Here is a 13,684-nt window from a genome sequence, read left to right on the forward strand (position 1 = left end):
CCGTCTTCAACTGTAGTCGAATGTGAACAACACCAACCCTTCGACCGGTTCATAGAACATCACGATCAAGTCGGCACCGGCCGAACGGTAGTGCCAGCCCGGCACACTGGCCACGTGATAGAAACGATGGCCGGCCGGGCTCAGCGGATAGACGTTCGAGTCACCCTCATCGACGTTGGTGTCGACGATGTCCATGGGGAATTCCACCGATTCCACCCAGTTCGCCCGACCATCCACGTCGCCGCCCAACTGCTGCACAAACTCGATCGGGTGAGTGCTGTCCCAATCCATGCGCGCCAGTCTGCCGCTGCGTTTGAAACCCTCAGCAGCGGCGGCAAAAGCGCTGTGCTGTTCGGCGTAATGTTGCTGCAGATCCGCCCTGGCACCGGGATGCGGCTCGGCCAGCTCGGCGTTGCCTTCGTGCAGGAAAAAGTAGCGCGGATCACCGCACAGACGATAGCGCCCTTGTTCGATCTGAAAGCCGATCCAGTTGGTTTTCAGCAGGTCGCCGTGATAGCCGTTCCACTCGGTCAGTTCACCGACAAAGCACTCGTAGGGTTCCAGCGGGCTCAGCATGTGCGCCATGCCCGACCACTGTGGATTGACCTTGCTCAGGTCAATGCTGAACAGGGCGTGCAAGTGGTGCGCCAGCTCCGATTGATCCGCGACAAACACGTCTTCGGCGTTGGGGAACGGCAGCAGGCCTTCGGGGATTTTGGTGTAGTCGAGGGTGTGGTTTTCGCTCATTCGATACAGTCCTTTGTGGTGTTGGCGTGGCAATGTTGAAGGTGTGCTCAGTGTGAGTCGGTTTTTTTAGCGACGCAGCCTGGCGAATCGGATTCAATTCGGATCATGCCGACATAAGCGGAAGGGCCTCCGTCGTAGTCCCAACTCACCGGACCACCCACACTCACCAGATCGTAGATGTTGCTTTCGCCCAACACTTTGTAAGTGCGGCGATCGTACAAGCGGAAGAACGCTGGGAATTCCCAAGAGCCAGGCCAAGTCTCAGACACCGTATCGTCGGGGTGGGTGTTGGAATGAAAAAAGCCGGGCAATACCCAGTACGGCCTGAATTGCTGGAGCCAATAGCAACCGTTGGGGCTGAACTGCGGTTCATGGGAGGGCTCGGCCAGGGCTTTTTCCCACCATTGCGACGCCATCCATAACGCACCCCACGAGGTGACGCAGAACAGCAACGCCGCGAGGATGGATTTCTCCCGACGCAGATGGCGGGCGCTGACAATCCGTTGCATGAAGACATCCTGTCGCAAAAAGTCGGCAATTGTGCAGGTTCCGGGTCGACAGGCAAAGGGGGCAGACCAAAAGCTCCCACCCTGTAGGAGCTGCGGAACGCTGCGATCTTTTGATGTTGATCTTGGGGGGGGGGGCAAAAGATCGCAGCCTCGTTGCACTCGTCAGCTCCTACAGGGGAGCGGTGGGATGGGGACTACCCCTTTGGGGGTACTCACTCTGAGTGATAGGAAGTTTTGCCACGATCCGCATACTGGGCAGACACGGCGTTATTCACCTGAAGGTCTGACGATGCGATTAGAACTTGTACAAATGGCGGCGCGCGATGGCGATACCGCTTACAACCTGGTACGCATTCTGCGAGCGGTCGCCGACAGCGCGCCGGGCAGCGATATCGTGATGTTCCCCGAGTCGTCCATCACCGGTTTTCTCGACCACGACAACATTGCCCGACTCGCCGAGCCGGTGGACGGCGCGAGTGTCCAGACGATTAGCGCCGCCGCGCGGCAGCACGATGTCGCGGTGGTTGTCGGGTTGATCGAACGCGAGGGCGAGCGCTTCTACAACACCACGTTGCTGATCACCCCCGAGGGCGTGGCGCTGACTTACCGCAAGACCCACCTGTGGGTCGGCGAGCCCGGGTTGGTGCACGCCGGCGATCGATTTGCCACGGTGCAGTGGCGCGGAGTGCGCATCGGTCTGTTGATCTGCTACGACATCGAGTTCCCGGAAAGCGCCTGCGCACTGGCGGCGCTCGGCGCGCAACTGATCCTGATCACCGACGGCAACATGGAACCTTACGGCCACCTGCACCACACCGCCGTCGCCGCCCGCGCCCAGGAAAACCAGGTGTTTGCCGCCATGGTCAACCGCGTGGGCGAAGGCGTCGGCGAAGTGTTCGCAGGCGGTAGCAGCGTCGTCGACCCGTTCGGCAGACGCCTGTTTGAAGCTGGCGCGCAAGAATCCCGGCACGTTGTGGACCTGGACCTGACACAGATCGCACCGTCGCGCGCGCTCTATGACTACCGCGCAGAAAAGCGCTTGAAGCTGGCCGCTGCGGTCACTGAACACCCGGACGGTCGTCGCGAGCTGTTGATTCCCTGAGCGCTGAAACCGTCTCGCTTTCCAAATAAAAACAACATCGCGGCGGACTGCCAAACGACGGCCGATTCGCCAGGAGCTCCCCATGAAACTCAAGCGTTTGCTGCACCTTGGCTTGTTCACTGTCTGCGGGTTGGGCGCAGCAGTCAGTTGGGCCCAGGGCCCCACGGTCAACTTCTACAACTGGTACGACTTCATCGCCCCCGAAGCTCCCAAAGATTACCAGAAGGAAACCAGCACACCGGTGCTGCTCGACACCTTCGACAGCGCGGAAGTCATGCAAAGCAAATTGATGGTCGGGCGCAGCGGCTACGATGTCGTCGTGGTTACCAACAGTGCGCTGCCCAACCTGATCAAGGCTGGCGTGCTGGCGGAACTCGATAACAGCCAGTTGAGCAACCGCTCAAATCTTGACCCCGACATCCTCGCCAAAGTGGCGCAGAACGACCCCGGCAATCGCTACTCGATCCCTTATCTGTGGGGCACCACGGGGATCGGCTACGACGTTGACCAGATGAAAAAAATCTTCGGCGACGAGACACCAGCGGACTCCTGGGACTTGATCTTCAAGGAAGAAAACATCAAGAAGCTCAGCCAGTGCGGCGTCGCCATGCTCGATTCGCCCGGCGAAATCATTCCGATCGCCTTGCACTATCTCGGCTTGCCGCCCGACAGCAGCAACCCGGATGACTACGCCAAAGCCGAAGCGTTGCTGCTGAAAATCCGCCCCTACATCACCTATTTCGACTCGTCGCGGTTCATCACCGATCTGGCCAATGGCAATATCTGCGCAGTGGTGGCGTGGTCCGGCGGCGTGTTCGACGCCAAGACCAACGCCGAGCGCGCCAAGAACGGTCGGAACCTGGCCTATCGCATCCCGCGTGAAGGCTCCTCGGTGTGGATGGAAACGCTGGTGCTGCTCAAGGACGCGCCGCACCCGCAGCAGGGCCTGAACTTCATCAATTACATGATGCGCCCCGAGGTCATCGCCAAAAGCTCGAACTACCTGGGCTACCCCAACGGCAACAAAAGTTCGCTGACCTACGTCGAGGAAAGTTTGCGCAACAACCCGGACGTCTACCCGCCGGCCGCGACCCTGGCGACGCTGTTTCCTGCGCAGCCGTTGCCGCTGAAGATCGAGCGCATTCGTACGCGGGTCTGGAGCAAAGTCAAAAGCGGCACCTGAGCCCGCGGGAAAAAACTGCTTGCCTCAGGGCAAGCAGCGCGCGGAGATCCATTGACGGCTGTAGGCCAACACGCTCTGCGCGATGGCCGTCGGGAAGTGGATAAAACCGTGGGGGCAGGACGGCAGCATGTGCATCTCGACGGGTGCCGATACTGCCCAGCATTTGGCGATCTCTAGGGTGTCGTCCCGCAGTGGGTCCAGCTCACCGGCAAACAACAACGCCGGCGGGAAACCGCTGAAATCGCCATACAACGGTGACAGCGGCGGCTGGCGACGCTCTTCGTCACTCAGCCCCGGCGTCAGCAGGCGCAGCGCTGGCACGATGCATGGGCCATCGAGCAGCAAGGTTTCAGCAGGCGCCGTGCGCACGCTCGGCGTGCCGGTCAGATCGTAGAGGCCGTAATAGAGCAGCGCGCCGCTGATGCGTTGCAGCAGTTCGGGCGATGTTTGCAGCGCCAACAACGTCGCGGCCGCCAGATGCGCCCCGGCCGATTCGCCGACCACCACCACAGGCAAATCGGCAAACGCAGGGTCACGCAGCAACCCGCGCGTGGCGTGCAGGCAATCTTCCAGCAGGCCTTCAATCGGTGTCGACACGGCGAGCCGGTAATCGACCGAGACCACCACGACCTCGCAGCTGTCGACGATGGCAAGGTTGAAGTTGTCGTTCATCTGCGCGTTGCCGATCACCCAGCCGCCGCCATGAAAATCCAGCACAACGCCTTTGGCTTTGCCCTTGGGCCGGATGATCCGCACGGCGACGGGAACGGCGCCGCCCTCGATCATCTTTCGTTCAGCGCTCAGGCCATGCTTGGGCAGGGGGCTGGGGCTAACCAACTGACTGGCGCGCAACAGCGCCTGAATCAGCCGTGGCGTGGTGCGATTGCGGATGCGAAAACGCGGCAACCAGGCGAGCTTCTTGTTGAACTCGCGCACCTGTGCCAACTCCCGTTCGCCCTGCGGCCAAGGTGCCGGGTTGCTCCCTGTAAAGTCGGTCATCAGCGGTTCTTGAGCAAAATGGAAAAATTCAACGCGGCGGCCACACACAACCACGCCAGATAGGGAAACAGGATCAAGCCTGTAATCACGTCAAGTTGCAACGCCATGACCACCATGGCCGCCACCACCAGCCACAACAACGCCAGAATGACCATCGCGGCCAAGACTTGGTGGGCGCCAAAAAACACCGGCGTCCACAAGGTGTTCAGCGCAATCTGCGCGGCCCATAACGCCAACACCACCTGGCTCCCCGGGATCAGGGTCAAGCGGTAACCGGCCCAGGCCAGCAGCAGGTAAATCAGCGTCCAGGCCACGGGAAACGCCCAGTTCGGCGGGGTGAAGCGCGGTTTGACGAGGCCCTCGTACCAGGCGCCCGGTTTGAACATGACACCGGTGGTCGCCGCTGCGGCGCAGGCCAGAAGGAAAATGAAAAAGGTCATCGCCAGTCCTTAGCTGAAGTCAGCTGTTGGGGGAAGCCAAGCCGTGTCGGCCGTTAAACAGATGACGCCCCGTGACGCAAAAAGTTTTGCCGTGAGCGACGACTGTTTTTACGCCGGGCGTTGCAGTTGAACTAAAAGCTGACTGGCTCGTCAGGATATTATCGCCATCACACACGGGTGACCCCATGCACAATTTTCTGCTCGAATACCTGTTCAACGGCGAGCCGCGCCGCCACGTGCTCGAAGTCAAACAGACGCACCTGGCCGAACACGAGGCCACGCTGCACCTGCTGGAGCTGCACGTCGGCGACGCCGAAAACGGCCTGATCATGCCCCCGGCGGACGCCACGCCGGAGCAGATTGTGCAGCAGGCGGAGGTCGTCGGGATCACGCAGGTTCGGGTGGTCAAGCAAACGGTGTGAGGCCTTGCCGCAAGCCGCCGTTGGTTTGCGGCGTCACGCACGAACGGTGCGAGGCGGGCGTTTGTACACGCATGAGTTGAGGGTCGAGAGCATCGCCCTCTACAAAAGCTCGAGTATCAGGAAAACCATCGCATCACCGAGGATGGTTTTGCCCGGGTATTCATGCGCAAAGCGCTGCCCTGTATCGCGTAAATACGGGTGATCTGTGTCTATCGGTGGTCTTTCCAGGTTGCTACGGTCGCATTCCCTGAATTTCGATGAGGCAACCATGGATCTCACCGCCATCCCTTTTGGTACCACCGATTGGTCAACCATCGAGCCCGTGGCGCACGCCGGCGAGACCGGCACAGCTTATTGGCGCACCTGCCAGTTCGGCTCGACGCGAGTGCGGATGGTCGAATACAGCCCCGGTTACCTGGCCGATCACTGGTGCTGGCGAGGGCACATTCTGTTGTGCCTGGAGGGACAGTTGCAGACAGAGCTGGAAGACGGCCGACAGTTCACCCTGACGGCGGGCATGAGCTACCAAGTAGGCAATGATGCCGAAGGCCATCGTTCGTCCACCGCCACCGGGGCAACATTATTCATCGTGGACTAACCAAAAACCCGACCTGTAGGAGCTGCGGCACGCTGCGATCTTTTGATCTTGATGGGAAAAATCAAAAGATCGCAGCCTCGTTGCACTCGACAGCTCCTACAGGGTTTTGGGTTCGGCGCGCGCCCTGTCTGTTCAGGATCAACGTGCCCCGGTATCGCCTGGGGTGCGTTTATTCAATGACGGGATACCACGTTGCGTAGTTGTCATTGAAGGCGTTCAGCAAGGGGAATGCTTCGTTGCGATCACCCTCTACGACGGCGTTCTTGCGCTCGAAGGCTTCGCTCATGTGCTTTTGGCAAAGATCTTTAGGCACATAACACAGGCCATGCCAACGATGACGCCAGGCCAGCAACTGCCGATCATTTTCAACGATGTACACCGTTTTGCTCAGCGACTTGCGCAGGCGAGGGGCCGAGTCGCCTTTGAGCGACCTTGGCACACGAACCTCCTGGCCAAACACGTCCCACCCGGCCCACTGGCTGTAGAAGCGCAAGCGCGTGTCGTTGTTGACCGAGAGAAATTCGTAGTAGGCAATGCCGGGCTTGGGTTGGGCGATTTCGCAATAACGGCGCATCAGCGTCGTAGAAATATTGGCGATCATGTCATCAGAAAGGTGGTTAACCACCTTCTGAAAATGATGGAGATTGTTAAAGCCGAATTCTTTGCTGAGATGGGTCAGTCGCTGGCAATACGTGTACTCGCCAATCACAGAAACTTTGGCAAGCAACTTCAAATCATCCAGGCACTGCGCGGCATTCGAACGGTTCATAGCATCACTCCTTTAGCCAAATCGAAGACGTGCCTCGACCAGCATGCTGCTTGCAGTGGCTAAACAAGTGGGTAAGTTCACTTGGATTTTTCGTATTTCCCATCGCAGCAGGGAGGCTACTTGTGCCTTCGCGAGATGAAATCATAAAGCGCCTGCGCAAGTAAACCGTCAGGCGAGCTGCAATCGCCAAGACTGCCAGCCGAGGCATAAAAAAACCGCGCCTACTCGCTAGACGCGGTTTTTCGCTTGAGCCCTTCAGGCACTCACAGCGCCCACATTCGCACCAGCGCAAACTCCAAGTCGACAGTGATGCACTCGCGGCCAGCGACCCATTCGTCCTCGCGAAGGCGCCGGCCGGTATTGGTCTCGCGCTCACCTTTGGCGATCACCAGAATAAACAGCCGGGTAGGGCACTCGAACGCATTCAGCCGTTCAACATCCGCCCGCACCGACCAGTCACCGTCCAGGCACTTGGCGTATGAAATGTCGCCCAGGCATTTGACTTCCGCGACCATCGACGGCTTGCCGTCTTCACCCAATGCATAGAGATCCGCTTTGCGCCGATCGCCGATTGGCAGGTCCGTCCAGATTTCCAACTCATCGTTGAACCAGGCATGAAGGCTGATCTGGGCTTGAATCCAGTGTTCCCGACAGCTGCTGAGTTGCAGGACCTGCTCAAGGCTTTTTTCCATGTCGTGAAAGGCTCGTCCGAATAAGTCGAGCCATTGGGTGGTGTTCATTCTGCACTCCCTGTGTTATCAAAATTGAGGCGCGATTATGGACGAGAACAATCCCAAACACCTCACTCTGTAGGAGCAAGGCTTGCCCGCGAAGGCGTTTAATCAGCCAGCATCGCCATTGCCTGATTCACCGCCTTCGCGGGCAAGCCTTGCTCCTACAGATAGCGTGTGCCCATGGCTCCGCCATCCCTGGCGCACAGCCATCCCACCTCCAACATGGACAAATCACGCACCCCACGGCCCAATCGCGCAGCCATTTCGCTTCAAAGCAAAACTGTCATATTCAGTATCACTTGCTTACCCATAGTGACCAGCCCAACGCTTATTCAATGAGGCTGCACTGTGTTTCAACGTCTTCTGTGTTCGCTGTCCGTACTGAGCCTGTCCATCGCCGCCGCCCATGCTGCCGAGTCCGTGCCGCTCGACACGCCGCGCTTGCAAGGCATCGACAACTTCCGTGACATCGCCGGCATCAGCACCGCGTACACCACGGCGCACGACGGCACGATGCGCAGCGGCGTGTTCTACCGCTCCAACGCGCTGACCCCGACGGCATCCGACTTGGCGACCCTCAACAGCCTCGGCATCAAAGCCATCTACGACCTGCGCACCCCCAGCGAAATCGCCGCCACCCCCGACACCCTGATCAGCGGCGCCACCTACCAGAACATCGACATCATCGGCAGCACCACCTCTGGCTCGAACATCACCAACATTTCCTTCAAAAGCGCCGCCGACGCCATCGCCATGATGGAGCAGACCAACCGCGCCTTCGTCAGCGACGCCGGCATGCGCAGCCAGTTCGGCAACCTGTTCAACGCACTCGCCAGCGTCGACGCCGCGCAACTGTTCCACTGCACCGCCGGCAAAGACCGCACCGGCTGGACCGCCGCCGTGTTGCAAAGCATCGCCGGCGTCGATAACGCGACCATCATGGCCAACTACCTGGCGACCAACGACTACACGGCCGCCCGCGTCGCCGCCACGTTGAAGGCAATGCCGCCGAGCATGGCTGCCGTCTACGGCCCACTGCTCGGCGTGCAGGCCAGCTACCTGCAAGCCGGCCTCGACGAAGTCACCGCGCAATACGGCACCATGGACAACTACCTCAAACAAGGCCTCGGTTTGTCGCAGGAAACCATCTACGTCCTGCGCGGCAAACTCGTCGAATACAACAGCCTGCCGGGTCAGGCCGGGCTGATCGGCAACGCCGCTGCCGGTGCCGAACTGCTCCGCCAATTGCAGAACACCGAGCTGTCCGGCACCTACAGCACCTACAACTACTACCTGCAATCGGCGATCGACGCCGGCACCCTCGGCGGTGTCGAATCCCAAGTCGGCGGCCAGGTACACGCCGACGCCGCCAGCTACCTGCTGCGCCAAAACGCGATGATCGAACAAGCCGCCGCACCGTTCGCCAGCGGCAGCGACCTCAAAGTCGGCCAATATCGCCTCTGGACCACCGCGCTCGCCGGCTACCTCGGCACCGACGACTCGGCCCACGCCGACAGCAGCAACGAACACAGCCAAGGCCTGATGGTCGGCATCACCCAACGCTTCAGCGAACAACTCAGCGCACGCGGCGGTTTCGGCTACAGCAAAGGCTCCGTCGGCGGTGCGGGTGGCGAAGCCGACACCGACTTCACCTTCCTCAACGTCGGTGCCCGCTACGGCTTCACCAGCATGGAACAAGGCCTGTTCCTCGACGCCAACGCCAGCGCCGGCTACATCGACTACGACAGCAAACGCGACCTCGGCGGCGGCCTCGGCACCGCGAAGGGCAACACCCACGGCAACCTCACCGGCGCCACGTTGGCCCTCGGCTACCGCGCCCCGGTCAACGGCATGACCTTCGAACCAAGCCTCGGCTTGCGCGTCAGCCACCTCGACCTCAACGGCTTCAAAGAGAAGGGCAGCGAACTCTCGCTCGACGTCGACGACAACACCGCCACCCGCCGCAGCGCCGTCGCCAACCTAAACGTAGGTTTCGCGCCCGTGGCGATGGGCAGTTGGCAACTGGTGCCGGGCGTACAAGTGGGCTACGAGCGCACACTGGGCGATAACGAAGTCGACAGCCAAAGCCACCTGCTGGGGCTCGACATCGAACAACGCGCCGCTTTCGACAATCGCGACCAATTCAGCGGCGGGGTAAACGTCATGGCCAGCCTCGGCGCCCTGAGCCTGGGCGCAGAAGTGGGCGCCAATGGCGGCGGCGACAGCCACGGTTTCAACGGCGGGCTGAAGGCCAGCTACGCGTTCTGAAAAAAAGCGGGGTCAAGGACGACCCCACTGCAACAGACACCACAGGTTCTGTGGGTTGTGATCAATCTAAATCACACCACAAATCCCTGTGGGAGCTGGCTTGCCAGCGATTTTGCCAGCACAGCCAACCTCTTCATTACCTGATCCACTGCTATCGCTGGCAAGCCAGCTCCCACAGGTTTCGTGAAATGCCATCAATCTAAATCACACCACTAATCCCTGTGGGAGCTGGCTTGCCAGCGATTTGGCCAGCACAGCCAACATCTTCATTGCCTGATCCACTGCTATCGCTGGCAAGCCAGCTCCCACAGGTTTTATGGAATGCCATCAATCTCAATCACCCCTCAAATCCCTGTGGGAGCTAGCCCTGCTAGCGATGGCGCCCGAACAGACAACATCACCCCCAACAGACTCACCACGCCGCCCACGCAAATCCGCAGGACTCACCCCATAAGCTTCCCGAGTGCCCGCGAAGATCTAAACGATAGAGTCGACGTCAAAATGACGAATAGCACCAATGACATGTCCATGCTGACGACGCGTCCGCTCAACGAGCAGGCATGGAAATGCTGATTGAACACTGCCTTTTCCCACGCTTCTATAGGCTTTACCGTCAACGAGGGCCTTCCTTGTTTTCAGTACAACCAGGATAAATGGTGCAGCTCTTCCCATCCGGCATCATGAAGCTGCTGAAGTCCTTGTCGTTGCCATAGCAAAATGCGTACGGATCTTTGAACCCTTTACCCATACAGCGTTTCCAGCCATTAGGCACTTTGACCCAAGTGTCTCTGATGGCGGGTTTTTCCTCATCAGCGAGATTGATTTTCAGCCGTACGGTGTTTCCTGGCAGTTGATCCAGGGTAAACGCGGCAGAAGGCTTGCCGGGTATTGGCTTTCCAGCCTGATCGTATGTTTTACAGTCGAGAATTTTGGTCAGTCGACGCAAACCACCCACCGTACGGAACATCCACTGGCATTGGCCAGAAAACTCGCTCTCGCCGGTAGTGTTGAAGACGCCTTTGTCCATGCTCAAGAGATCCTCGCGCACGGAAATTCCCGCCGAGTCTCTTCCCATGTCTCCGAAATCATCACCATAGGTAGCGTTGATTTCGAGGTCTATCTGATAGATCACCAACTCACAGCCTTTACTGACTCGCCGTATTTCAATCCGCGAATCCGGTTTATATGCCTTCCGCCACTCACGGTTGAATTGTGGATTCAGATTGTCGCGCTTAGCCAAGTCGCACTTTTGGCCTTTAGCGGGCACGTACCATACCGTCGCGACGTATGCGAAATTCTTCGGCAGATCTGCGGTGAAAGTGAAGGTGTTCGATTTGTCAGGCGCCGTGGTAGTACAGCCAACCAACAACGTCATGCAACTCGTGAAAATCAGAGCTAGAACTGCACTCTTCAAAAGGTCTCTCCTTGAACGACAAATTTCCTGTGCAAGTCTCGCGCTGCCAGCAGAGTGATCTTCATTAATGCGATCGAAGTGTGATGCTGCCGTCTCTGCGTTAGGAAGGAAGCTGATAGTTAGATGCCTGCAAACGCGATCGACGAGGAAGTGAAACGGCTCTGGCTCCTTCCTGCCCAGCAAGCCTGGCTAGCATCTCGGTGTGCTCGATTATCAGAACGCGACGGATATTAACAAACTCTACAGCCGCGCTAGCCGCCTCAAATTGAGGAATGTTCAGCCACGCAGGACTGGCTGTTTCTGGCTGCTCACCAAGATGGACGTTTTCAGTGAATGGTGATGGCTATCGGATAAATCCCCTCACCAAAAACTGCATTTCAAACATCCAACAAGCTCACCCCCGAGCCCGAAACTCCGCCGGACTCACCCCATAAGCCCCCTGAAAATACTGACAAAACCGCCCCACATTACTAAACCCAAACCTTAACGCCACCTCCGTCACCGACCCCGCATCCCGCTGCTTCAACACCTCATAAGCCCGCTCCAGCCGCACCTGCCGCTGATACCCCACAATCGACATCCCGACAAACCGCCGAAACCCTTCCTGCAACGCCCGCTGACTGACATTGCTCAACCGCGCCAGATCCACGCCACTGATCAATTGCTCCGGATGCGCCTGAATAAACTCCACCGCCAACTTCACATGTCGCGGCGCAACCATCGCCGTCGGCCGCCGCAACGCTTCGGAAAAGTTATGCGGCCACGCCTCCAGCACCGCATCAATCAACATCTCCCGCAACCGCGACGGCATCAACGTCCCGCTGTTGATCAACAAATCAAACTCCGTCCCCGTCGCCAGATCAATCAACGCCTTGATCCCCTGAAACGCCGCCGAATCCAGATTCACGCTCGGCTCAAACACAATCCTTTCCAGAATCGGTTTACCCAACAGCGCCGCCAACCGCTCAGTGAGCTGATGCCGATTGATCGACATCCCGTGATGCGCGTGGCCATCAAAAAAGCGCATCGAGCGGATGTCAGCCTTATCGATCGCCAAACCAACCTGGCAAACGCCGATGGACTCGGTCGCGTGGTTGAACACAATCTGGCCGGCCGTGGGGATGACGAACGTGATCTCATCCTGTGGGTCGGGGAAGGCAACGGTGAAATCCCCGCGATAATGCATCCGCCGAAAACTCACCCCCTCATGCCGCCCATAAACCCCACCAATGATGATGTTCGCCGGCAGCGGCGGATTGTCCGCATAGCGATTACCAAACAACTTCGAAAAAAGTGCACCGAAGTCGTCCGAACGGAGGTTGTCGGAGCGCAGGATAATTTGCTGGCGAACGGGAGACGGAAACACCTTGGCGGCACCTTCGGTTGGGGGCTCTAGGGCAGGGGTGTGGGGCAGGGCGCCGAGAAGACTAGCAGAGGAATTATGACGCGTTTGTGACAGCCTGAAACATGCCGTAACACCGCCGCACCACGTTTAAGCAAAGGACACTCGGCAGGCCATGGCCGACATGGCAACCTGCTCGCCACTGTACTCAGCGAGCAAACACAGGCCCCGCGCCAAGCCCCAGGCCCTGTTTGACCCGCCCTGAAAGCCCAAAAAAACATTGGAGCGGCAATGCAAGCCAACACGCAAACACTCCCCATCACCCTGACCCCGGAACTCGACTTCGACCAAACCGCCGCCAGCGCTTTCGGCGAATCGCTGACCACCGAATACACCCAAGCCACGCCATTCCCGCACATCGTCATCGACAACTTCCTGCAAGCCGACGTCATCGCCAGCATCCGCGAACACTTCCCGGTCGAACCGACCAACAACGAACAAATCTACGAGCGCGGCTACAAAGGCCAACTCAAACGCCAGATCAGCCCCAACGCCTGCAGCCCGTACCTGAAGAACGTCTTCAACACCTTCAACTCCGCACCCATGCTGGAATTCCTCGAAAAACTCACCGGCATACAAGGGCTGATTCCTGACCCTTATTTCGCCGGCGGCGGGTTGCACGAAACCAAAACCGGCGGCTTCCTGGGCGTGCACTCGGATTTTCGGCTGAACAAAAAGCTCAATGTCGAGCGGCGCCTGAACGTGATTATTTACCTGACCGAGGACTGGCAGGAGGCGTACGGCGGCAACCTGGAGCTTTGGGATGTGGGGATGAAGAAATGCCTGAAGAAGGTGCTGCCGGTTTATAACCGGTGTGTGATTTTTAATACGGATAAGGACAGTAACCATGGGCATCCGGAGCCGTTGACTACGCCGGAAGGCATCACGCGGCGGTCGATTGCGCTTTATTACTACACGGCGAGTGGGGTGGGTGGGGAGCCGGGGCAGAGGAATAAAACGCACTATAAGCCGCGGCCGAAGGATCGGTGGAGCGTGACGTATTACGTGGAAAAACTGTTTAGGAAGAAGGGGTGAGGTTTGTACTTTTAAATTCAGTTTTTTTTTGCGTCCGCTTCTGGCCGAAAGCGGTCTCTCAT

General features: G+C 58.7%; 14 protein-coding genes. 6 read left to right on the forward strand and 8 right to left on the reverse strand.

What is annotated here, in order from left to right; translation table 11 throughout:
* Positions 1-6: 6 nt before the first annotated feature.
* Positions 7-747, reverse strand: coding sequence for a hypothetical protein (locus tag ACZZ0B_RS09240; protein WP_463544952.1), 741 nt, complete (start codon positions 745-747; stop codon positions 7-9).
* Positions 748-794: 47 nt separating this feature from the next.
* Positions 795-1,256, reverse strand: coding sequence for a hypothetical protein (locus ACZZ0B_RS09245; RefSeq protein WP_158835658.1), 462 nt, complete (start codon positions 1,254-1,256; stop codon positions 795-797).
* Between the two features lie 289 nt (positions 1,257-1,545).
* Between ACZZ0B_RS09245 and ACZZ0B_RS09250 the strand changes: the two genes are divergently transcribed.
* Positions 1,546-2,358, forward strand: coding sequence for a carbon-nitrogen hydrolase family protein (locus tag ACZZ0B_RS09250; RefSeq protein WP_463544953.1), 813 nt, complete (start codon positions 1,546-1,548; stop codon positions 2,356-2,358).
* Between the two features lie 82 nt (positions 2,359-2,440).
* Positions 2,441-3,541 carry a polyamine ABC transporter substrate-binding protein gene (locus tag ACZZ0B_RS09255; RefSeq protein WP_463544954.1) on the forward strand — a complete coding sequence of 367 codons (1,101 nt, stop codon included), beginning with the start codon at positions 2,441-2,443 and terminating at the stop codon, positions 3,539-3,541.
* A 24-nt stretch (positions 3,542-3,565) separates the two neighbouring features.
* Here the strand turns inward: ACZZ0B_RS09255 and ACZZ0B_RS09260 are convergent, their stop codons facing one another.
* Positions 3,566-4,540 carry an alpha/beta hydrolase fold domain-containing protein gene (locus tag ACZZ0B_RS09260; protein WP_463544955.1) on the reverse strand — a complete coding sequence of 325 codons (975 nt, stop codon included), beginning with the start codon at positions 4,538-4,540 and terminating at the stop codon, positions 3,566-3,568.
* Positions 4,540-4,980 (reverse strand): tryptophan-rich sensory protein TspO, encoded by a 441-nt coding sequence (gene tspO / locus ACZZ0B_RS09265; protein ID WP_158835670.1) that lies wholly within the window; start codon positions 4,978-4,980, stop codon positions 4,540-4,542. Before tspO ends, ACZZ0B_RS09260 begins: the two co-directional genes overlap by 1 nt.
* A gap of 185 nt (positions 4,981-5,165) precedes the next feature.
* On the opposite strand from tspO, the gene ACZZ0B_RS09270 reads away from it, so the two are divergent.
* The gene (locus tag ACZZ0B_RS09270) at positions 5,166-5,402 is read left to right on the forward strand and encodes a hypothetical protein (protein ID WP_463544956.1); all 237 of its coding nucleotides are present in this window, start codon (positions 5,166-5,168) and stop codon (positions 5,400-5,402) included.
* A 268-nt stretch (positions 5,403-5,670) separates the two neighbouring features.
* Positions 5,671-6,000 carry a DHCW motif cupin fold protein gene (locus ACZZ0B_RS09275; RefSeq protein ID WP_008085570.1) on the forward strand — a complete coding sequence of 110 codons (330 nt, stop codon included), beginning with the start codon at positions 5,671-5,673 and terminating at the stop codon, positions 5,998-6,000.
* Between the two features lie 169 nt (positions 6,001-6,169).
* Here the strand turns inward: ACZZ0B_RS09275 and ACZZ0B_RS09280 are convergent, their stop codons facing one another.
* Both ACZZ0B_RS09280 and ACZZ0B_RS09285 read right to left on the reverse strand, forming a co-directional pair.
* The gene (locus ACZZ0B_RS09280) at positions 6,170-6,769 is read right to left on the reverse strand and encodes a hypothetical protein (RefSeq protein WP_463544957.1); all 600 of its coding nucleotides are present in this window, start codon (positions 6,767-6,769) and stop codon (positions 6,170-6,172) included.
* A 263-nt stretch (positions 6,770-7,032) separates the two neighbouring features.
* Positions 7,033-7,509, reverse strand: a complete 477-nt coding sequence (locus tag ACZZ0B_RS09285) for a hypothetical protein (RefSeq protein ID WP_463544958.1) — start codon at positions 7,507-7,509, stop codon at positions 7,033-7,035.
* A gap of 342 nt (positions 7,510-7,851) precedes the next feature.
* Between ACZZ0B_RS09285 and ACZZ0B_RS09290 the strand changes: the two genes are divergently transcribed.
* A complete protein-coding gene (locus ACZZ0B_RS09290) occupies positions 7,852-9,771 on the forward strand; it encodes a tyrosine-protein phosphatase (protein WP_463544959.1) in 1,920 nt (639 codons plus the stop codon).
* A 613-nt stretch (positions 9,772-10,384) separates the two neighbouring features.
* On the opposite strand, the gene ACZZ0B_RS09295 is transcribed toward ACZZ0B_RS09290, so the two are convergent.
* The gene (locus ACZZ0B_RS09295) at positions 10,385-11,185 is read right to left on the reverse strand and encodes a hypothetical protein (RefSeq protein WP_463544960.1); all 801 of its coding nucleotides are present in this window, start codon (positions 11,183-11,185) and stop codon (positions 10,385-10,387) included.
* 394 nt (positions 11,186-11,579) lie between these two features.
* Positions 11,580-12,551, reverse strand: coding sequence for an AraC family transcriptional regulator (locus ACZZ0B_RS09300; RefSeq protein ID WP_440097168.1), 972 nt, complete (start codon positions 12,549-12,551; stop codon positions 11,580-11,582).
* Positions 12,552-12,818: 267 nt separating this feature from the next.
* Between ACZZ0B_RS09300 and ACZZ0B_RS09305 the strand changes: the two genes are divergently transcribed.
* On the forward strand, positions 12,819-13,622 hold the full coding sequence (locus ACZZ0B_RS09305) for a 2OG-Fe(II) oxygenase (protein WP_463544961.1): 804 nt from the start codon (positions 12,819-12,821) through the stop codon (positions 13,620-13,622).
* Positions 13,623-13,684 lie beyond the last annotated feature (62 nt).

The sequence above is a fragment of the Pseudomonas sp. AC247 genome (assembly GCF_979258015.1).

Bases quoted from the DNA above. Each gene is read 5' to 3' on its own strand.
- ACZZ0B_RS09245 (WP_158835658.1), bottom strand. From the start codon at position 1,256: ATGCAACGGATTGTCAGCGCCCGCCATCTGCGTCGGGAGAAATCCATC.
- ACZZ0B_RS09305 (WP_463544961.1), top strand. From the start codon at position 12,819: ATGCAAGCCAACACGCAAACACTCCCCATCACCCTGACCCCGGAACTC.
- ACZZ0B_RS09250 (WP_463544953.1), top strand. From the start codon at position 1,546: ATGCGATTAGAACTTGTACAAATGGCGGCGCGCGATGGCGATACCGCT.
- ACZZ0B_RS09240 (WP_463544952.1), bottom strand. From the start codon at position 747: ATGAGCGAAAACCACACCCTCGACTACACCAAAATCCCCGAAGGCCTG.
- ACZZ0B_RS09255 (WP_463544954.1), top strand. From the start codon at position 2,441: ATGAAACTCAAGCGTTTGCTGCACCTTGGCTTGTTCACTGTCTGCGGG.
- tspO (WP_158835670.1), bottom strand. From the start codon at position 4,980: ATGACCTTTTTCATTTTCCTTCTGGCCTGCGCCGCAGCGGCGACCACC.
- ACZZ0B_RS09280 (WP_463544957.1), bottom strand. From the start codon at position 6,769: ATGAACCGTTCGAATGCCGCGCAGTGCCTGGATGATTTGAAGTTGCTT.
- ACZZ0B_RS09270 (WP_463544956.1), top strand. From the start codon at position 5,166: ATGCACAATTTTCTGCTCGAATACCTGTTCAACGGCGAGCCGCGCCGC.
- ACZZ0B_RS09275 (WP_008085570.1), top strand. From the start codon at position 5,671: ATGGATCTCACCGCCATCCCTTTTGGTACCACCGATTGGTCAACCATC.
- ACZZ0B_RS09260 (WP_463544955.1), bottom strand. From the start codon at position 4,540: ATGACCGACTTTACAGGGAGCAACCCGGCACCTTGGCCGCAGGGCGAA.
- ACZZ0B_RS09285 (WP_463544958.1), bottom strand. From the start codon at position 7,509: ATGAACACCACCCAATGGCTCGACTTATTCGGACGAGCCTTTCACGAC.